This is a genomic window from Ruegeria sp. AL12 (genome assembly GCF_056540885.1).
Window position 1 is genome coordinate 214,028 of the sequence record NZ_JBQFXN010000002.1, and the last position, 18,052, is coordinate 232,079.

Consider the following 18,052-nt stretch of genomic DNA (forward strand, 5'->3'; position numbering starts at 1 on the left):
GTCTCGGAAGGAGGCTTGATGGCGCGTTTGCGTAATATCCGGGTATGTGCCCTCTGTCTGCGTCTGGCAAACGACGGAGATGGCGATGACCTGCTATTCTGATCACTACGTTCTGATCTGTTCAACATGTCAGGGGGCGATGTCTGCCGAGGCTGCGCAAGACGTGCTGGATGCCCGGTTGCCTGACGGTTTTGAAACCCGAATGGTGGCCTGCATGGCAGGTTGTGAACGGGCCATGACCGTCGGATTTCAGGCCCCGGGCAAAGCGCAGTACCTGTTTGGCGATATCACGACATCACACGACCTGTCCGCCCTGGTCGAATTCGCGACCCAGTTCGGCGACAGTGACGATGGCTGGACCAGCGCCTCGGACCGCCCCCCGGCCCTTTTCGCAAAGACCTTGTCGCGCATGCCCGCATTGCCGTCCGGGGGGGGATCATGAGCTTTCTGGTTGCCGAGAATTTGGAGTACTACGCGCTCAATGGCGATGTCCTGTTGCAGGATGTATCCTTTCGTCTGGAAGAAGGATCAATTCTGGCAATCGCAGGGCCGAACGGCGCCGGCAAGACCACTCTGCTGAAACTGCTGTGTGGGATCGAACGGATTGCCTTGGGTGATGTTTGGATAGAAGGCCAAAGCCTTCGGACCCTGTCCGCCCGCCAACGTGCCCGCTCCATTGCTGTGGTCGGGCAGCAGGAAATGCCTGACGGGCGGATGCGCCTGCAAGACTATGTTGCGCTGGGGCAAATCCCGATTCAAGGCGAACGTTCGATGGCTCAGCACAAGGCTGATCTGGAACGGGTTCTGACGACGACCGAGCTGTCGCATTTTGCCAACAAAACGATGGGTCAGCTGTCCGGCGGAGAACGTCAGCGCGCACATATCGCGCGCGCGTTGGCCCAGAATCCGTCCTTGCTGTTTCTGGACGAGCCAACCAACCATCTGGACCCCGATGCCAAGGGGCACATGCTGTCTCTGGTCGCTGATCTGGGGGTAACTGTCGTCATGATCGTCCATGATCTGGTCATGATCCCGGAATTCGCCACCCATGTGGCGCTGATGAAAGCCACGCGTCTGACGGGGTTCGGGCCTGTTGTCGAAGTTCTGACCCCAGACCGGGTACGTGAGACATTCGGCGTGGATTATCTGTGCTTTCAGCACGAAGGCCGCATGATCCCCGCACTGGATATCCGAAAACGGAAACTGTCATAATAACAGGAACTTAAATATGATGCAGAAACTCTGGCCAGTGGTCGTCTTCGCTGGCTTGGCAAGTGGGGTGGCCGCAGAGGGCGTCACCGTGGACAATTGCGGCGAACCGCTGGCTTTTGACTCGGCGCCGGAACGTCTGGTCGTGCATGACATGAACATGACGGATATGGCCTTTGCGCTCGGCCTTCAGGACAAGATCGTGGGGCTTACCGGAATTACCGGCTGGTACAAAACAAGCCCTGATTTTGATGCTCAGCGTGGCGACATCCCAGAGCTTGCCCCCAAATACCCGACCATTGAAAACCTTGTGGCCGTCGAACCCGATCTGTTTTTTGCCGGTTGGTACTATGGCATGAAACCCGGCGGTGACGTCACGCCCGACACGCTGGAACCCTTTGGTATCAAGACCATGATCCTATCCGAAAGCTGCGTGCATCTGGACAAGGATCGCCCCGAGGCCAGCATGAACCTGTTGTTTGATGACGTTCTGCGTCTGGGCACGGTCATGCAGGTCGAGGACAAGGCCGAGGCGCTGGTTGCCCGCTGGAAGGACCAACTGTCCGCCATCGAAGCAAAAACAGCCGATCTGGCGAAGCCCCGCGTATTCCTGCTGGACGGGCCGGCCGATGCTCCGTTTACCGCGGGCAAGTTCGCCATTCCCGATGCAATGATCGCAGCCGCGGGTGGCGAGAACGTGACGCATGATCTGGATACCAGCTGGGGTCGCACGTCGTGGGAGGCCGTCGCCGCGGCTAACCCGGAATTTCTGGTGCTGCTCGACTATCAGTCCGGCAACGGCGCAGAGGACACTTTCCAGTTCCTCAAGGATCACCCGGTGATGTCACAAACGGACGCGGTAAAGAACGAGCGCTGGATTGGCCTGCGTTACGAGGAACTGACGCCCGGCCCGGCAAATATCGAGGCGATCGAGAAGATGGCGAAGGCGATGCACCCGGAGACCAACTGATATGGTCCGATTGGGCCGTTTGATTTTGCTGGGGGCGGTTGTTCTGACCGCCCTTTTGCTGTTGTCCATCGTCTACGGGACCACCCCAATCCCCGTGCGCGAAGTTTTTTCGGCCATCGGCCTTGGAACCGGTCTGGTGGACGGAGACATGACGCCTTTGCACCGGATCGTCTTCGACCTTCGCCTGCCCCGCGCCCTGTTTGCCGCCGTGATTGGTGCGGGACTGGGCGTCGTTGGTGTTGTTTTGCAAACAACGACGCGAAACGATCTGGCAGATCCGTTTCTGTTCGGTCTGTCCTCTGGTGCAGCTGCTGGCGCCGTTCTGGTGATCACCGTCACGGGTGATGTCCTGGGAATTTGGACGTTGCCGCTGGCGGCATTTTGCGGTGGTTTGATCGCGTCCGGCATTGTTCTGGCGCTGGTTCAGGGCTTGCGCACAAGCGCACCCGAAAAACTGATCCTGGCTGGCCTGGCGGTGTCCTTTCTGTTTTCCGCAATCACCAACTACCTGATTTTCTCTGGCGACAATCGCGCTGCTCATTCGGTGATATTCTGGATGCTTGGCGGTCTGGGACTGGCAAGATGGGAAACGTTCCCGCTTGTCCTGATCGGATTGGGCCTGATCCTGAGCTATTCACTTTACCGCAGCCGGTGGCTTGACGCGCTGCTGACCGGGGATTTCACAGCCTCGTCACTGGGTATTCCCGTTCAAGGACTGCGGTTCAGCATGTTTTTCGTTGCCGCGTTGGCGACGGCCAGTTTCGTTTCCGTTGCCGGTGTCATCGGCTTTGTCGGGCTGATGGTGCCTCATATTGCACGCGGCATCGCCGGAACTCTGCACCGAAACCTGCTGATCGTCTCGGCGATCGTGGGCGCGATTCTGCTGACATTGTCCGATATCTTGTCACGCCTTCTTCTGGCTCCGCAGGAGTTGCCCGTGGGAATCGTCACAACGTCGATAGGATCACTTTTTGTCTTTTTGTATTTGTTCAAATCTGATCGCGGGAGCTAGTTTTCCAGGGTTGCGCAACACTGTCATTTTTCGACATTGATTAGGTCAAGCAGTTCAGCATGCAGTTCAGGGGTTGCGGCGGAAACGACCGCGCCATCTGAATCGAGGGTTAACGCATGCCCGTGCCAATCGGTCATCACTCCGCCAGCAGCCGTGATCAGAGGTGAGAGCGCCAGATAGTCATAAGGTTGCAGATCGTAATCCACCACAGCATCGACATGGCCCGAAGCAAGCAAGGCATGGGGATAACAATCATAGGCAAATCGGCGCGTCTGCCCTGCATTCATCAGCCGACTGAACAGGTCAGGATGATCGCGATAAATTTTGTCGCCTTCATTCACGTACAAAACCGATTGATCCAGACGCGTGGTGTTCGACACCTCTATCGGTTGCCCGTTCAGGCTGGCCCCGTCACCAACCACACCCAAATAGGTCTCATGCAAGGCCGGCATTCCGACCAGGCCCAACCGAGGGCGCCCATCCACAAGGTGCGCCAAAAGGAACCCGAACAAAGGATGGCCGGACAGAAACGAACGGGTTCCGTCAATGGGGTCAATCACCCACATATGACGCCCGTCGCCTGCTTCTTGCCCGTGCTCTTCGCCAAAGATGCCGTGTCCGGGAAAATGCTGTTTCAGGTAAGAGCGTACTTCTGCCTCAACTGCCTTGTCGGCCTGCGTCACCGGGCTTTCATCCTGTTTGAATTCAATGCCCAAAGACCCCCGAAAAAACCGCATCGCGGATTCCGAGGCAATATCAGCAATCTTCATCGCATGTTCAGTCAACGCATCTGGGGTTACCATTTCCGGTCCTTTCGGCTGAAGTCATCCAATCTCCGACGGATGAAAGGTTGATTGCCCTGAAAGCTGAATGAGAAGTCTTGCAGTTCAGTTTTCGGATGGGCATGAGGTGTGACAATACTGAAACTTTATCAATGGCTTATGGATCGAAATTCGTCAGATTCGACGAACATTCGGACACTCGGGGCGGATTTGCCCTGTTTGCATGCTTTCCCCATGTGTTCCGATTGCCGTGCGTGTGTCGGTAGATCTGCTCTTGCACTCTCGGGTCAGGTCTTCACCCGGCTCATCTGCGGGTCGAAAAGCGGTTGCAGCGTCACTTCGCAAGGAACCCTCTGAGTGGCGACATCCAATTCATATGTCCCTGATGTGACGTATTGTGCGTCGACACCGTTGGCGTTTCGGATGTAACCGTAGCCGATCGACTTTTCGACGGTGTAACCATAGCCGCCCGAAGTCAGCCATCCGACCCTTTCGCCATTCCGATAGATCGTTTCACGCCCCAGAAGAACAACCTCGGGGTCAACCGTGAAACATGCCAGCATCTTCTTTACGCCGCCGGTTTTTTGCGCCTCAGATGCGGCGCGCCCTTTGAAATCAATATTTTTCCGGAGTTTCACGGCCCAGCCCAAGCCGTTTTCGAACGGCGTATGATCCGGCCCGATATCCGAGCCCCAGGCGCGATAGCCTTTTTCAAGACGCAGCGATTCAATCGCCCTGTAGCCCGCATTGATCAATCCATGCGGGCGCCCTGCCTCCATCAAGGCGTCATACACGGTCTGTGCATATTCCACCGGCAGGTGCAGCTCCCAGCCCAGTTCACCCACATAAGTCACGCGCAGCGCCTTGACCGGGCACCCCGCAATGCCGATGGTGCGGATCGTGCCAAACTTGAACCCGCTGTTCGAGACATCATCGCGCGTCACCGCCGCCAGAATCTCACGCGATTTTGGCCCCATCAATGACAGAACCGCATTCGATGAGGTGATATCGAAAAGCTGGCAATTCATGCCCTCGGGAATGCTGCGGTTGATCCAGTCGAAGTCATGGGTGGCATAGCCGGTGCCGGTGACGATATAGAACTCATCATGGGCCACGCGCCCAACGGTCAGGTCACACTCGATCCCGCCCTTGTCGTTCAGCATTTGGGTATAGACAAGCGCACCAACCGGCTTGTCCACATCATTGGCGCAGATCCAGTTCATCGCTGCCAAAGCATCCGGGCCCTTGAGGGCGAATTTGGCGAAAGAGGTCTGATCGAACAACACAGCCGCTTCGCGTGCCGCTTTATGTTCGCGCCCGACGGCATCGAACCAGTTCTGGCGGCCAAAGCTGTATTCATCCTTGGGCACCTCGCCCTTTGACACGTCCGCGTACCAGTTGGGGCGTTCCCAGCCCAGTTTCTCGCCAAAACACGCGCCCTGCTTTTTCAGCGTGTCATAAAGCGGCGATTTTCGGCAGGGGCGGCCCGAGTCATGTTCCTCATGCGGCCAACCCATTGTGTAGTGTTTGCCATATGCCTCGACGGTACGGGTGCGAACCCAGTCGGTGTCGAAATGCGGGCGGCCAAAGCGGCGGATATCGGCAGACCACAAATCGAAGGGCGGCTCACCCTTGTGCACCCATTCCGCCAGCGCCATGCCAGCACCACCGCCAGCCGCAATGCCAAAGGCATTGAAGCCCGCACCGACGAAGAAATTCCTCAACTCGGGCGCTTCACCGATGATGAAATTGCCGTCGGGCGTGAAGCTTTCCGGCCCGTTGGTCAGCGTCTTGACGCCTGCCGTTTCCAACGCGGGCACGCGACCCAGCGCAAGTTCCATAAGCTGTTCGAAATGATCGAAGTTGCTGTCGAGAAGGGTATAGTGGAAACCTTGCGGAATACCCTTGGTGGCCCAGGGGATCGGGTTCGGCTCATAGCCGCCCATGACCAGACCTCCGACTTCTTCCTTGTAGTAGGTCAGCCGGTCGGGATCGCGCAGAGTGGGCAGATTGCCGGGCACGTCGAAAGGTTCAGTCACCATGTACTGGTGCTCCATCGGAACCAGAGGAACGTTGACGCCAAAGCGGCTGGCAAAGGTGCGGGACCATTGCCCGGCGCAGCAGATCACTTTTTCACACTCGATCCGACCATGTTCAGTAATCACCGCGCGAATTTTGCCATCTTCGATTTCGATATCGGTGACTTTGGTATCTTGGAATATCTTCGCCCCGGCCATGCGGGCGCCCTTGGCCAATGCCTGCGTGATATCTGACGGGTTCGCCTGACCGTCTGTCGGCAGGTAAGCCGCGCCGATCACGTCAGAGACATCCATCAAGGGCCACAGCTCCTGCGCCTCGGATGGGGTCAGAAGCTGCATGTCCAATCCAAAGGAATGCGCCGTAGTGGCCTGGCGTTTCACCTCGGTCCAGCGCTCTTCGTTGCAGGCCAGACGCAAGCCGCCGTTCATCTTCCAGCCAGTGCCAAGCCCTGTTTCCTCTTCGATCTTGTTGTACAGATCGACGGAGTAACCCAGCAATTGCGTGATATTGGCGTTCGAACGCAACTGCCCCACCAGACCCGCGGCGTGGAAGGTGGTGCCCGAGGTCAGTTTCTTGCGCTCCAGCAGCACCGTATCCGTCCAGCCCAGCTTGGCCAGGTGATAGGCGGTCGAGCAGCCGATGATCCCGCCACCGATAATGACGGCTTTGGCTGTATTCGGAAGGTCGGTCATGTCTGTCCTCAGGTATTTTTGAAATCGGTAAGGGCTGCGCGGAACCGCGCCAGGTTTTCAGCTGTGTAGGCTGCGTAATCAAAGTCGATATCCGAGGTGATCTCGGACACCATGCTCCACATGGTTTCCCGCAGCAGCGAGGCACATTTCATCGCCGCATAGCGGTGGCGCAGATCGTCGGTGACCGGGGCTTCGAAATAGCTCTCCAACACCCAGTCTTCCTGTTCAGGCGACAAGCCGTTGTTCGACGCCAGCCCGCCCAGATCGAACAGCGGAGAATTGAACCCGGCATAGTCGAAATCGATCAGCCAAAGGCGGTTGCCGTCATCCAGAAAATTGCCGCAGAGCAGATCGTTATGGCCGAACACGATGTCATACGGCCCTGCCTCATGTTCCAGCAGCGTGCCTGCGTCGATCAGATCGGGGATCAGCTTTGCATGGGCGCTGCCCTTCTCGGTCAGCGTTGCGGCATAGTCCCGGATGACATGGAACACCCAGAACACCAGCGACGGCCCGCGCAGGTGTTTCGGCACTTCGACATGGCAGGCTTTCACCAATTCCAGAACTCGGGGCAGCATGTCCGGGTGGCGGACATCTTCTTCCGTCAATGTGCGGTTTTCGATGAACTCCAGCACTGTCAGATCGCCCGAGGAATGCAGCACGGCAGGCGACAGACCCGCCGCATTGGCTGCTTTGCTGGCGGCCAGCTCATTGAACCGCATCACCTGATGCAGGGGGATGTCGTCGCCCACACGAACCACATAAGACCCGCTGCCGTCCGTGACCTTGTAGTTCACATTGGTGATGCCGCCGGTCAGCGGAGTGGCCTCGATCTCTCCCTGCCAGATCGGCAGAGCGCGGATGCGGGTCATCAGGTCGGGATGGCTCATATCAACTCTCCAGTCCAAAGCGGATGCGGGCCTGGCGGGCACTGGCATTGATCAACCGATCGGCGATGATGGCGATGAAAGCAATCGACAGACCGGCCACCAGACCGCGGCCGGTATCGGCCTTGGTCAGGGCGATATAGACTTCCTGCCCCAGATCGCGGGTGCCGACGAGGGCGGTGATCACCAGCATCGACAGCGCCAGCATGATCGTCTGATTGACGCCCAGCAGGATTTCAGGCAACGCCATCGGCAGGCGGATATTGCGCAGCAGTTGTCTGCGGGTGCAGCCCGAAACCAGACCCGCCTCGATCAGTTCCTCACTGACCGAGCGCACACCATGGGCGGCATAACGGACCGCCGGGGCCAGCGCATAGAGAACGATGGCAATCAGGGCGGTGAAATCGCCGACCCGGAACAGCATGACAACAGGGATCAGATAAACAAAGCTGGGCAAGGTTTGCAGCGTGTCGATCAGCAGGTTGATGGCCGTTCCAGCGCGTTTGTTCAGCGCCGCCAGAACACCCAGAGGCACCCCGATCAGCGTCGCCAGAATGACAGATGCGCCGCACAGATACACTGTCACCATCGCCTTTGACCACAGGCCCGAGACAAGTATCAGCGAGGCCATTCCGCCGCACAGCAACGCCAGCCGCCAACCGCCTGCGTGCCAGCCCAGCAGGGCCAGCATCGCGATGGCCCATGGCCACGGGATGCCCAGCAGAACCGTTTTGATCGGGATCATGAACCAGGTCAGGAAGAAAACCTTGATGGCCTCGAACGTGTCGAAATAATTGACGTTCAGGTATTCGACCGTGTTGTCCCAGAACGCGCCGGTGGTGATGGTCTGACTTTCAGGATATTCCAGCAACAGCGGCGAGAACTGTCCCAGCACCCAGGTCAGCAGCATCAGGACCACAACCAGAACCGTCCGGCGATGACGCGCGATCCACGAACCGGGGACCTCATGATGCACCTGCCCCATCCGTTCGGCAAAGGCCTGGCTCAGACGGTCGACGGCGATGGCCAGTACCACGATGGCGATGCCGGCTTCGAACCCTGCCCCAATGTCCAGACGGCGCAGCGCGGCGAGGACGTCAAAGCCCAGCCCCCCAGCCCCGATCATCGAGGCGATGATGACCATGTTCAGGGTCAGCATGATCACCTGATTGACGCCCACCATCAGGCTGTGGCTGGCCGAGGGCACAAGCACGCGCCACATCAACTGCCGCCGGGTCGTGCCCGCCATGCGTCCGAAATCCAGAATCTCAGGATCCACGCCTTTCAGTGCCAGCGTTGTGATCCGCACCATCGGCGGGGTCGCATAGATGATCGTCGCGACCAAGGCAGAGATCGGGCCAAAGCCAAACATGAACAGGATCGGCACCAGATAGGCAAAGATCGGGATCGTCTGCATCAGGTCCAGTATTGGTGAGATGATCTTTTCAAAAAGCGGATGGCGATAGGCGAGAATGCCCAACAGCAACCCGCCGCCCGCTCCAATCGGCACCGCGATCAGGACCGAGGCCAGCGTCACCATAGCACTGTCCCATTGTCCGAAAACTGCAAGATAGACGAAGCAAGCCCCGACCAGAACGGCCAATCCCCAGTCACGGCAATATTGACCCAAGGCGACAACGGCGGTGATGACCACGATCCAGCTGATCGCAGGCAGGATGACCTGCGCGTCATTTCCCTGACCGCTGACAAAGCCGTCGGCCAGCAGAGCCAATACCAGATTGTAGGGCTGCTCGATCAACCACGCGATGGCGCGGGTGACATCGGTGAAGGACACCGGCCCGATGGCGGCATCCTCGATCAGCCATGTCATCGCCGAGGAAATGTAGGTTTTGAACGGGATCACCCAGGCCGAAGGGAACTTGGTCAACCAGCGCGCATCCAGCGCCTTGCTCAAATCACGACCGAAATAGCCAAGCACGATGGTGATCAGAACAAGCAGCAGAATTGCCATCTGGCTGCGGGTCAGGCGGATCATGCCGTGTCTCCGCCGCCGAACAGCACATGCGCAACGGCCTTGCGGTCAATCGCTCCGACGGGTTGGCCCTCTGCATCCACGACAGGGATCGGCGCATCTGCCGCGATAATCCGTTCCGCCACGTCCGAGATGCGCGTGGATTGAGAGATCGGATTGCCCTCGCCAACAGCGCCGGGGGCCATGACACCGCCGACAGTCAGGACCTTGGAACGGGGGATATGTTTCGTAAATTCAGCCACATAGTCTGTGGCCGGGTGCATCACCAGCTCTTCCGGCGTGGCGATCTGGATCACCTCTCCGTCCTTCATGATGGCGATGCGGTCGGCCAGGCGAACGGCCTCTTCGAAATCATGGGTGATGAAAACGATGGTCTTGTGCAACCGCTCCTGCAACCGCAGGAATTCATCCTGCATCTCGCGTCGGATCAGCGGATCGAGGGCCGAGAACGGCTCGTCCAGAAACCATAGATCAGGCTCTGTCACCAAGGAACGGGCAATGCCGACGCGCTGCTGCTGACCGCCGGACAGCTCACGCGGGTAATAATCCTCGCGCCCCTTCAAACCGACCAGTTCCACCACCTCGCGGGCCTTGGCGTCGGCTTCGGGTTTGGGCGTGGCCTGAATGGTCAGCGGAAACATCACATTCTGCAAAACGGTCAGATGCGGCAGCAACGCGAAATGCTGGAACACCATGCCCATCTTGTGACGCCGGATTTCGATCAGCTCATTCTCGCTGGCGCGCAAGAGGTCAGCATCGTCGAACAGAACTTCTCCGGCGGTTGGCTCGATCAACCGAGACAAACACCGTACCAGAGTGGATTTGCCGGACCCCGACAGGCCCATGATGACGAAAATCTCACCTTCCGAGATCTCGATATTGGCGTTGCGCACTGCGCCGATCACGCCTGCCTTGCGAATTTCTTCTGCCGTAGGTTCGGGGGTTGTCCGCAGCAACCGATCTGCGTTGGGGCCATAAAGCTTCCAGACGTTTCGGCACGACAGTTTGGTCTTGGGGGGCATCAGGGTGGTCCGGTTCATTCGCGAAAAAGGCCAGAGCGGTCCGAGAGAGCGACAGGCCCGCTCTGGCCAGTGGATTACTTCGAGATCCAGCCAGACCAGCGGTCTTTGTTGGTCTCCATCCACTCTGCAACAACGCTGTCGATTTCCACGCCGTCCAGATCGGCCTTACCAACCATAGCGCTCATTTCATCATTGTTGATTTTGTAGGCTTCGATGATGTCATAAGCGCCCGGCCATTTTTCTTGCAGGCCAGACCAGGCGGCCTTCCAGATCGGGCCACGCGGCTTGCCGCAATCATAGGCCATGTTCGGGTTCACACCGACAGAAGGGTCGCTGTAACACTCTGCCGTAAATGGCGGGAACTCGACAAACTCGCCTTCGTATTTCGCCGGCGCCCAATGTGGGACGTAGACCCACAGAACAATTGGATCCTGTCTTTGATAAGCGGATTCCAATTCTGCGAACAGGGCCGCGTCGGTGCCGGCATGGACGACTTCGAAATCCAGTTCAAGCGCTTCGACACGCTCGTCATCGAAGCCACCCCAGGTCACCGGGCCGCCGACATAACGCCCGTTCGGAGCAGTTTCCGCCGTCGCGAATTCCTCGGCGCAGTCTTTCAGCGCCTCCCAATTCGGCAATCCCGGGCACCGTTCCTTCATGTAGCTGGGATACCACCATTCTTCGATCGCCATCAGGCCGGTTTCGCCGACATTGACGACCTTGCCGGTGCCGGTTGCCTCGTCCAGCGCTTCGCGTCCGGTCGTTTCCCAGATTTCCATTGCCAGATGCAGGTCACCCGTTTTCAGACCGGCGAACTGAGCAATGTAATCCGCCTGAACATATTCAACGTTGTACCCGGCTTCTTCCAGGATCGAACCCATGATCTTGGTATTGATCAACTGCCCCGACCAGTCGTGCAGCGTCAGTTTGATTGGGTCCGTGGACTCAACAGCCCAAGCAGTTGTTGCGGCTCCGGCGGCCATGAGGGCCAGCGCGGAAATTCCCATTTTACAATTCATAACACCTTCTCCCTGTCGTGATTTTTTTCGATGAATCGGTGGTATTGAGTACAGACGACCACATCGTGGGGTTTTGTGTCAATAAAAACCACGTAAAGCCACACCATTTCCTGATCAGGGCAAGTTTCCAAAGCCTTTCTCTCGTGCAGCGTTGCTTTATGTGGGTATTGTGGTATGGCTGAACGTCCCTTATGACGATGCCATCAGAGCGCGAAACATGAACCTGCCGACCACAAACCAACGAGAAGAAGAAATCCTGCGCGCCCTTTTTCGCGCGGGCGGGTCGTGCCGGGTAAGCGTTCTGGCGAATGAACTTGGGGTCAGCCTGGAAACCATTCGGCGAAACGTCCGCAATCTGGAAGAACGCGGCATCGTGCGCAAGGTCCATGGCGGCGTTCATCTTCTCGAAGACATTCTGGAACCGTCGCTGCAAAGCCGCCTGGACAAGAAGGTTGACGCGAAAGAGAAACTGGCAAAGGCGGTTGCCGAGGTCATCAGCGACGGCGACTCCGTTTTCCTCGATATCGGCTCTACTACCGCTTATGTGGCGCAGGCGCTTGGCAACCACAGTAATCTCTTTGTCGTGACGAACTCGGTTTTTGTGGCGCAGGCATTAGCTTCACGAAACAATAACCGGGTCTTCATGGCTGGTGGCGAGCTGCGGTCGCACGATGGGGGCGCATTTGGTGTTGAAGCTCAGGACCTGATCAAACGTTTGAATGTCCGTTTCGCCGTTCTTTCAGTCGGGGCGGTCAATGCGGACCCGGGCTTTATGCTGCACGACCTGCAAGAAGCAAACTTGGCCCGCGTCGCCATCCAAAACGCACAGGTCCGCATTGTCGTGGCCGATGGCGAAAAGCTGGGAAAGCGCGCGCCTGTCACATTGGAACCTGCCGACAAGATCAATCTGTTCTTTACAGATGTGACCCCGCCCGAGGATATCTGCCGGATGCTTTCGGCGAATGAAATCGACCTTGTTGTCGCTGAATAAGCGCCTAACGCTTTTGGGCAATGACCCACACCGGGTGGTAAGTCAGAGGAACCCTGCCGTCTTCTCCGAACTTCTGCACATAGTCAGCTTCGAACCGGGCCAAGGTGGACCGGGTCCATGCACCCTGAGCGCGGCCATTTACCCCTGTTCTGCGCAAATGTTTCAGCACATCTCTGGGCGTGTCAAAATAGGATGGCCGAACGCTTTGGCCAACCGTCAGAATCTTGAACGGCCCATCAATGGCGGCTGCAAGGGTGTCAGGCAGGCATAGGCCCGGTGCACGGGCTGTTGATCCAATTTGCGCAAGCTCTTGATATTGCATTGGGCCAAACCCGGAAATGGCCAGCCACCCTCCGGGTTCAAGCGCCTCGGCAACCTGTTGCAGCAAACCGGCCGGATCCTCCATCCATTGGATCATCGAGGCCGATGCGACCAAATCCAACTTTGCGGGCCATTCGACCAGGCGGACGTCTCCGGCAATGAAGGCCGCTTTTTCCGCATCTGCCGTTGCCCGAGCCTGCGGCGCGATATCGTTCAGGTGAAGATGGGGAAGGTCAAAGTTCTGCCGCAGCAACCGGGTCAGATGGCCAGTGCCGCATCCCAGCTCGAAGGCCACATCAAACCGGTTCGGCGCGCCAACCCGGCGCATTTCGGAAACCAGCTTGCGGGCAACCCAGGCCTGCTGGCTGGCTGTCTCGTTGTAAGTCTGGAAGCTTCGGCTGAAGCTTCGCTGCACCTTGTCCGCCAATTGCGCCGTCATGACATCCACTCCGCCCAGCTTTGGCCCGGTTCAAATGGCACATGCGGAGCGGCAACGCCCTTGACCACATCCGGGGTTGCGGCCCAGCCCGCCCTCTGAGCATCGGTCGGAATGATCCGGTCCCGTTCTGATATCCAAACCCGATCAAAGCCGGGATCAGGCGCCGAGCCACGCTCGATGACCGCGTGAAGTTCCTTTCTTGCCTGCTCGATGTCCAGTTCTGGTATGTCAGCAGACAGTCCGGCGCGTCGGCAAAACTTGACGAAACTTGCCGATGACAGCTGATCCGCCGTGGCCCGGACAATATCGGGCGCGATGCCCCGGTCTGCGCAGGCAGGATGCAACGTACCACTGACGGCAACCAGACGGTCAGGGCGAAACCCTGTGCTGGCGAGCCAATGGGCCGCGGATGCGACACCGAAGGAAAACGCAAGCATTTCGACGCGGTCAAACCCGGCCAGATCGGACAAGGGATCATCAAGCCGGGTATAGTCATCCACCAGCAGAACAGATCCGCCTCCGGTCAGCCCGCGGAACGGGGCAGCACCCAGCGCCCACCCCCCGAAGATCAGGGTCAGCTTGCTGTCATCCGATTGCGCCAGCCACTGGTGTTTCATTGCTGCCCCCCGGCCAAAGCGACCATCGCGCTGGTGATCCGGCCGAGCTCATCAGGTGAAACAATGTAAGGCGGCATACAATAGATGTTGCGCGCAAAGGGGCGCAGCCACACTCCGGTTTCAGGGGCCAGCCGATGAGCGACCGAAGGATCAACCGTTTCCTTCATTTCAATAACGCCAATGGCGCCAAGAACCCTGACATCTGCAACGCCCGACAAACTGCGTGCTGGCTCCAGTTCGGTCCGCATCTGGCCTTCGATATCAGCCACCTGGCGTTGCCAGTTCTCCTCGGCCAGCAGTCTGAGGCTGGCCGAACCGGCGGCACAGGCCAGAGGGTTGGCCATATAGGTCGGGCCGTGCATGAACACTCCAGCCTCACTGTTGCCAATGCCATACGCCACCTGCTTGCTGGTTACGGTAGCAGCAAACGAGATATGCCCACCAGTTAATGCCTTGCCCAGACACATTATATCCGGGGTGATGCCCGCATGATCGGTGGCGAACAGCTTGCCGGTTCGGCCAAATCCGGTTGCGATCTCGTCGAAAATGATCAGCACGTCATGGGCATCGCACATGGCGCGTGCCGCGCGCAGCCATTGGGGATGATAGAAATACATGCCCCCAGCGCCTTGAACCACGGGTTCAAGGATCAGGGCCGCGAGGTGATCGCCCTTGTCGGCCAACAGTCGCTCCAGCGCCTCCAATCCGTTCAGCGCCGAGTTTTCGGGCCAGTCATCCCCCAACCGAACCTGGGGACGCGGCAGGAAGTGCTGGATCGACAAAGCCCCTCGGAACAGCCCGTGCATACCCGTCACAGGGTCACAGACGCTCATCGCTTTCCACGTGTCACCGTGATAGCCGCCCCGAATTGTGGCAAATTCGAATTTGTCGGTGCGGCCATGCGCCATTTGATACTGCACCGCCATCTTCATCGACACTTCGACCGAGACAGACCCACTGTCGCAATAGAAAATGCGGTCCAGCCCCTCGGGCAACATGTCGACCATTCTGCGCCCCAAATCAATGGCCGGGTGGTGTGTCAGCCCTCCGAACATCACATGAGGCATCTTTTCCAGCTGGGACTGCATTGCGGACGTGATTTCGGGATGCTTGTGGCCGTGGATGGCGCACCACCATGACGACATGGCGTCTATCATCTTTGCGCCGTCCTCCCGGTAAAGATACACGCCCTCGGCCCGGTCAATCAGGTGCATCGCACCGGGATCGGCCACGTTGGTATAGGGATGCCAAAGGTGGTGGGCGTCAAACTCCAGCGGGGTCACAGAAACCTCCGTATGGTCGCCACGTCTATGGACGAGAAAGCTTCTGACAAACTTTGCCGCGTCAGGTCGCCAAGATAAGGCAGACGTCCGAGGTGTCGCACCTTGCTCATTTCGACGATGGTTTGTTCCACGTCGGGCTCCGGGTCTCCGACAAAGGCAACGCCGACCACTTCGCACCCAGCGCCTCGGAGCGCCATCAGGGACAACGTGGTATGGTTGATCGTTCCCAACGCCGTGCGCGCGACCAGAACGACCGGGGCCTGCCATTGGGCAATCAGATCCAGATAGTAGGATTTGCGGTTCAGAGGCACCATCAGCCCCCCTGCCCCTTCCACAACCAGCGGCCCGTCAACCTGCGGCAGCGCGAGCCGGGACAGATCGATCTCTATGCCCATATCCTCGGCAGAAAGATGGGGTGAGGCAGGCATGTTCAGGCGATACGCCTCGGGCAACACGTCCACACCGGACAAGGTGCAGACGGTTTCCGTGTCCGTCGCATCCTCGAGCCCCGATTGAACCGGCTTCCAGTAAGTGGCGTTCAGGGCCGCCGTCAGGCCAGCCGAAAAAACTGTTTTTCCGACGCCCGTATCGGTTCCGACAATGACCAGAGCGCTCATGTCGCCTCCGACTGATGGCTGGAGATGGTTGCAAACAGGGCCGAAATGTCCTCGGGACTGACATTCCCGGTGATCGAGACGCGCAGACGGGATGTGCCTTTTGGAACGGTAGGCGGGCGAATGCCGCGAATGTCAAACCCCTGATGTTGCAAAGCCTGTGCCATCGCCATCGTGCGGGCCTCATCCCCAAGAACGACGGGAATGATCTGGCTGTTCAAGGCCGCGTCAGGCAACCCTGTTTCACGGGCCACCTCATGTGCATGGCGCAGACGTTTGCGTGCAGCAGTGACCAAATCGTCATTCCCGGCCAATTCACGCAAGACAGCCCGTACCAGCGCAGCATTCAGAGGGGACGGCGCCGTTGCAAAGATAACGGGCCTTGCGCGGTTGATCAGGGTATCGATCATCGCCGGTGGGCCACAGATCAGCCCGCCGGAAACTCCAAGCCCCTTGCCGCAGGTGTGAAGGGTCAGAAGGTCAGCGTTCAGATCATGCGCCAGACCTTTCCCATTTGCCCCGAAAACGCCGGTGGCGTGCGCCTCATCCACGATCAGAACAGCTTGGGCTTCACGCGCCAGACATGACAAATCTTCCAGCGGAGCCAGATCGCCCTCCATGGAATAGACGCTTTCAACAGCGACCCATACCTGACCCTGCCCACCAGCGGATCGCCATTCGGTCAGAACGTTGCGCGCATCCGCGACGTCGTTGTGACGGAAAGCGCGCAGGTCCGCTCGGCTGGCGCGCATCCCCTCATGGGCGCTGGCGTGAACCAGTTCATCATACAAAACCAGATCCCCGGCCGCCGGCAGGGTGGAAAAGATTGCCTGATTGGCCTGAAACCCTCCACCCATGAACAATGCGGCCTCGGCCCCAAAGAACACAGCTGCTTCGTGTTCCAGCGCCTCATGCTCTGGGTGATTCCCCCGCAGCAGCCGCGAGCCGCCCGAGCCTACGGGCACGCCGCGGGCCAGCGCCGCCTGTGCGGCCTCTTGCAACAGGCTTGACCCGGCCAACCCCAAATAGTCGTTGGACGCAAAATCCAGCCCGCGCGCCGGGATCAAAACCCGGCGGCGGTGCCGGGCTTCCAGCGCACCCAGCATGGATTCCAGTCGTTCGACTGCTTTCATTCGGCGGCTTCCGTGCGCTTATGGTCTTCAGCCGTTTCGGCCTGAAGGCCAAGTTTTGCAAACAGGATCGAGTCGGTGTCTTCTTCGGGGTTTTCCGCCGTCAAAAGAGTTTCACCGACAAAGATGGAATTAGCTCCGGCGAAGAAGCACATCGCCTGCATCTCGTCGCTCATGTCGCTGCGCCCGGCGGACAACCGAACATAGGCTTTGGGCATCAGGATGCGAGCGGTTGCGATGATCCGCACAAAGTCGATTGGATCAACCGGTTCCGCATCAGCCAGCGGAGTATCCGCCTGTGGCATCAGCATGTTGATCGGCACCGAATCCGGCGGCGGGGTCATGTTGGCCAAAGTCAGCAACATATCGATACGGTCGCCAGTGTGTTCACCCATACCCAGAATACCACCCGAGCAGACCTTGATTCCGGCTTCCTGCACCCGGTTCATCGTGTCGATCCGGTCCGCGAAAGTACGGGTGGTGATCACTTCGGAATAATAGCGTTCGGACGTGTCGATATTGTGGTTGTAATAGTCCAACCCGGCATCGCGCAGTTGAACCACCTGGGTGTCATCCAGCATGCCCAGCGTCATGCAGGTTTCCATGCCCATCGCCTTGACGCCTTCCACCATGGCAATCAGGGCAGGCATATCGCGCGGCTTGGGCTCGCGCCAGGCGGCCCCCATGCAGAACCGGGTCGCGCCACCGTCGCGGGCCTTTTTGGCCTCGGCCAGTACACGCTGAACCTCGATCAGCTTCGATGCAGGCAGGGTGGATCCGTTGCGGGCCGATTGCGAGCAATAGGCGCAATCCTCGGCGCACCCGCCGGTTTTGATCGACAGCAGCTTAGAGGTCTGGACCTTGTTCGGATCAAAGTTCTCGCGGTGCACGGTCTGTGCCCGGAACAGAAGGTCCATCAACGGGAGGTCATGAACAGCTTGCGCAGACTTTCGGGTCCAGCCGGAATGAGGGATGATCATTTTATCTATAAAACTTCCTGCAGCTTGCGTTGCCGAGGATTTATTATCGAT

General features: G+C 58.5%; 17 protein-coding genes. 5 read left to right on the forward strand and 12 right to left on the reverse strand.

The window, feature by feature from the left end; genetic code table 11:
* Positions 1 to 85 precede the first annotated feature (85 nt).
* Genes ACR0C6_RS08815 through ACR0C6_RS08830 form a run of 4 tightly spaced genes read left to right on the forward strand, consistent with a single transcriptional unit; the run spans position 86 to position 3,191 of the window.
* Complete coding sequence (locus ACR0C6_RS08815; RefSeq protein ID WP_480446344.1) at positions 86 to 442, forward strand: DUF1636 family protein; 357 nt, start codon at positions 86 to 88, stop codon at positions 440 to 442.
* Positions 439 to 1,212, forward strand: coding sequence for an ABC transporter ATP-binding protein (locus ACR0C6_RS08820; RefSeq protein WP_480446343.1), 774 nt, complete (start codon positions 439 to 441; stop codon positions 1,210 to 1,212). Before ACR0C6_RS08815 ends, ACR0C6_RS08820 begins: the two co-directional genes overlap by 4 nt.
* Before the next feature lie 16 nt (positions 1,213 to 1,228).
* Complete coding sequence (locus ACR0C6_RS08825; RefSeq protein ID WP_480446342.1) at positions 1,229 to 2,179, forward strand: ABC transporter substrate-binding protein; 951 nt, start codon at positions 1,229 to 1,231, stop codon at positions 2,177 to 2,179.
* Between the two features lies 1 nt (position 2,180).
* Entirely contained in the window at positions 2,181 to 3,191 is a 1,011-nt protein-coding gene (locus ACR0C6_RS08830; protein ID WP_480446341.1) for a FecCD family ABC transporter permease, read from the forward strand.
* 23 nt (positions 3,192 to 3,214) lie between these two features.
* Here the strand turns inward: ACR0C6_RS08830 and ACR0C6_RS08835 are convergent, their stop codons facing one another.
* The 6 genes from ACR0C6_RS08835 to ACR0C6_RS08860 form a co-directional block, all read right to left on the reverse strand.
* On the reverse strand, positions 3,215 to 3,994 hold the full coding sequence (locus ACR0C6_RS08835) for an inositol monophosphatase family protein (RefSeq protein WP_480618905.1): 780 nt from the start codon (positions 3,992 to 3,994) through the stop codon (positions 3,215 to 3,217).
* Between the two features lie 266 nt (positions 3,995 to 4,260).
* Positions 4,261 to 6,705 (reverse strand): GcvT family protein, encoded by a 2,445-nt coding sequence (locus ACR0C6_RS08840; RefSeq protein WP_480618906.1) that lies wholly within the window; start codon positions 6,703 to 6,705, stop codon positions 4,261 to 4,263.
* An 8-nt stretch (positions 6,706 to 6,713) separates the two neighbouring features.
* Positions 6,714 to 7,595, reverse strand: a complete 882-nt coding sequence (locus ACR0C6_RS08845) for a phosphotransferase (RefSeq protein WP_480618907.1) — start codon at positions 7,593 to 7,595, stop codon at positions 6,714 to 6,716.
* 1 nt (position 7,596) lies between these two features.
* On the reverse strand, positions 7,597 to 9,588 hold the full coding sequence (locus ACR0C6_RS08850; protein ID WP_480618908.1) for an ABC transporter permease: 1,992 nt from the start codon (positions 9,586 to 9,588) through the stop codon (positions 7,597 to 7,599).
* Positions 9,585 to 10,607: a quaternary amine ABC transporter ATP-binding protein gene (locus tag ACR0C6_RS08855; RefSeq protein ID WP_480618909.1), complete on the reverse strand. Its 1,023-nt coding sequence runs from the start codon at positions 10,605 to 10,607 to the stop codon at positions 9,585 to 9,587. The genes ACR0C6_RS08850 and ACR0C6_RS08855 overlap by 4 nt, the downstream gene beginning before the upstream one ends.
* Before the next feature lie 74 nt (positions 10,608 to 10,681).
* Positions 10,682 to 11,626: an ABC transporter substrate-binding protein gene (locus ACR0C6_RS08860; RefSeq protein ID WP_480618910.1), complete on the reverse strand. Its 945-nt coding sequence runs from the start codon at positions 11,624 to 11,626 to the stop codon at positions 10,682 to 10,684.
* A 160-nt stretch (positions 11,627 to 11,786) separates the two neighbouring features.
* Between ACR0C6_RS08860 and ACR0C6_RS08865 the strand changes: the two genes are divergently transcribed.
* The gene (locus ACR0C6_RS08865) at positions 11,787 to 12,617 is read left to right on the forward strand and encodes a DeoR/GlpR family DNA-binding transcription regulator (RefSeq protein ID WP_480618911.1); all 831 of its coding nucleotides are present in this window, start codon (positions 11,787 to 11,789) and stop codon (positions 12,615 to 12,617) included.
* Positions 12,618 to 12,621: 4 nt separating this feature from the next.
* Here ACR0C6_RS08865 and ACR0C6_RS08870 read toward each other — a convergent pair whose 3' ends face one another.
* The 6 genes from ACR0C6_RS08870 to bioB are packed head-to-tail and all read right to left on the reverse strand — an operon-like array spanning position 12,622 to position 18,001.
* Positions 12,622 to 13,377 carry a methyltransferase gene (locus tag ACR0C6_RS08870; protein ID WP_480618912.1) on the reverse strand — a complete coding sequence of 252 codons (756 nt, stop codon included), beginning with the start codon at positions 13,375 to 13,377 and terminating at the stop codon, positions 12,622 to 12,624.
* Positions 13,374 to 13,994 carry a pimeloyl-ACP methyl esterase BioG family protein gene (locus tag ACR0C6_RS08875; RefSeq protein ID WP_480618913.1) on the reverse strand — a complete coding sequence of 207 codons (621 nt, stop codon included), beginning with the start codon at positions 13,992 to 13,994 and terminating at the stop codon, positions 13,374 to 13,376. The genes ACR0C6_RS08870 and ACR0C6_RS08875 overlap by 4 nt, the downstream gene beginning before the upstream one ends.
* The gene (gene bioA / locus ACR0C6_RS08880; RefSeq protein WP_480618914.1) at positions 13,991 to 15,277 is read right to left on the reverse strand and encodes an adenosylmethionine--8-amino-7-oxononanoate transaminase; all 1,287 of its coding nucleotides are present in this window, start codon (positions 15,275 to 15,277) and stop codon (positions 13,991 to 13,993) included. Before bioA ends, ACR0C6_RS08875 begins: the two co-directional genes overlap by 4 nt.
* On the reverse strand, positions 15,274 to 15,894 hold the full coding sequence (gene bioD, locus ACR0C6_RS08885; RefSeq protein WP_480618915.1) for a dethiobiotin synthase: 621 nt from the start codon (positions 15,892 to 15,894) through the stop codon (positions 15,274 to 15,276). The genes bioA and bioD overlap by 4 nt, the downstream gene beginning before the upstream one ends.
* On the reverse strand, positions 15,891 to 17,024 hold the full coding sequence (locus tag ACR0C6_RS08890; protein WP_480618916.1) for an 8-amino-7-oxononanoate synthase: 1,134 nt from the start codon (positions 17,022 to 17,024) through the stop codon (positions 15,891 to 15,893). The genes bioD and ACR0C6_RS08890 overlap by 4 nt, the downstream gene beginning before the upstream one ends.
* A complete protein-coding gene (bioB, locus tag ACR0C6_RS08895) occupies positions 17,021 to 18,001 on the reverse strand; it encodes a biotin synthase BioB (protein WP_171638789.1) in 981 nt (326 codons plus the stop codon). The genes ACR0C6_RS08890 and bioB overlap by 4 nt, the downstream gene beginning before the upstream one ends.
* Positions 18,002 to 18,052 lie beyond the last annotated feature (51 nt).

Coding starts and splice junctions, on each gene's coding strand:
- ACR0C6_RS08815 (WP_480446344.1), top strand. CDS start 86: ATGACCTGCTATTCTGATCACTACGTTCTGATCTGTTCAACATGTCAG.
- ACR0C6_RS08820 (WP_480446343.1), top strand. CDS start 439: ATGAGCTTTCTGGTTGCCGAGAATTTGGAGTACTACGCGCTCAATGGC.
- ACR0C6_RS08825 (WP_480446342.1), top strand. CDS start 1,229: ATGATGCAGAAACTCTGGCCAGTGGTCGTCTTCGCTGGCTTGGCAAGT.
- ACR0C6_RS08830 (WP_480446341.1), top strand. CDS start 2,181: ATGGTCCGATTGGGCCGTTTGATTTTGCTGGGGGCGGTTGTTCTGACC.
- ACR0C6_RS08835 (WP_480618905.1), bottom strand. CDS start 3,994: ATGGTAACCCCAGATGCGTTGACTGAACATGCGATGAAGATTGCTGAT.
- ACR0C6_RS08840 (WP_480618906.1), bottom strand. CDS start 6,705: ATGACCGACCTTCCGAATACAGCCAAAGCCGTCATTATCGGTGGCGGG.
- ACR0C6_RS08845 (WP_480618907.1), bottom strand. CDS start 7,595: ATGAGCCATCCCGACCTGATGACCCGCATCCGCGCTCTGCCGATCTGG.
- ACR0C6_RS08850 (WP_480618908.1), bottom strand. CDS start 9,588: ATGATCCGCCTGACCCGCAGCCAGATGGCAATTCTGCTGCTTGTTCTG.
- ACR0C6_RS08855 (WP_480618909.1), bottom strand. CDS start 10,607: ATGCCCCCCAAGACCAAACTGTCGTGCCGAAACGTCTGGAAGCTTTAT.
- ACR0C6_RS08860 (WP_480618910.1), bottom strand. CDS start 11,626: ATGAATTGTAAAATGGGAATTTCCGCGCTGGCCCTCATGGCCGCCGGA.
- ACR0C6_RS08870 (WP_480618912.1), bottom strand. CDS start 13,377: ATGACGGCGCAATTGGCGGACAAGGTGCAGCGAAGCTTCAGCCGAAGC.
- ACR0C6_RS08875 (WP_480618913.1), bottom strand. CDS start 13,994: ATGAAACACCAGTGGCTGGCGCAATCGGATGACAGCAAGCTGACCCTG.
- bioD (WP_480618915.1), bottom strand. CDS start 15,894: ATGAGCGCTCTGGTCATTGTCGGAACCGATACGGGCGTCGGAAAAACA.
- ACR0C6_RS08890 (WP_480618916.1), bottom strand. CDS start 17,024: ATGAAAGCAGTCGAACGACTGGAATCCATGCTGGGTGCGCTGGAAGCC.
- bioB (WP_171638789.1), bottom strand. CDS start 18,001: ATGATCATCCCTCATTCCGGCTGGACCCGAAAGTCTGCGCAAGCTGTT.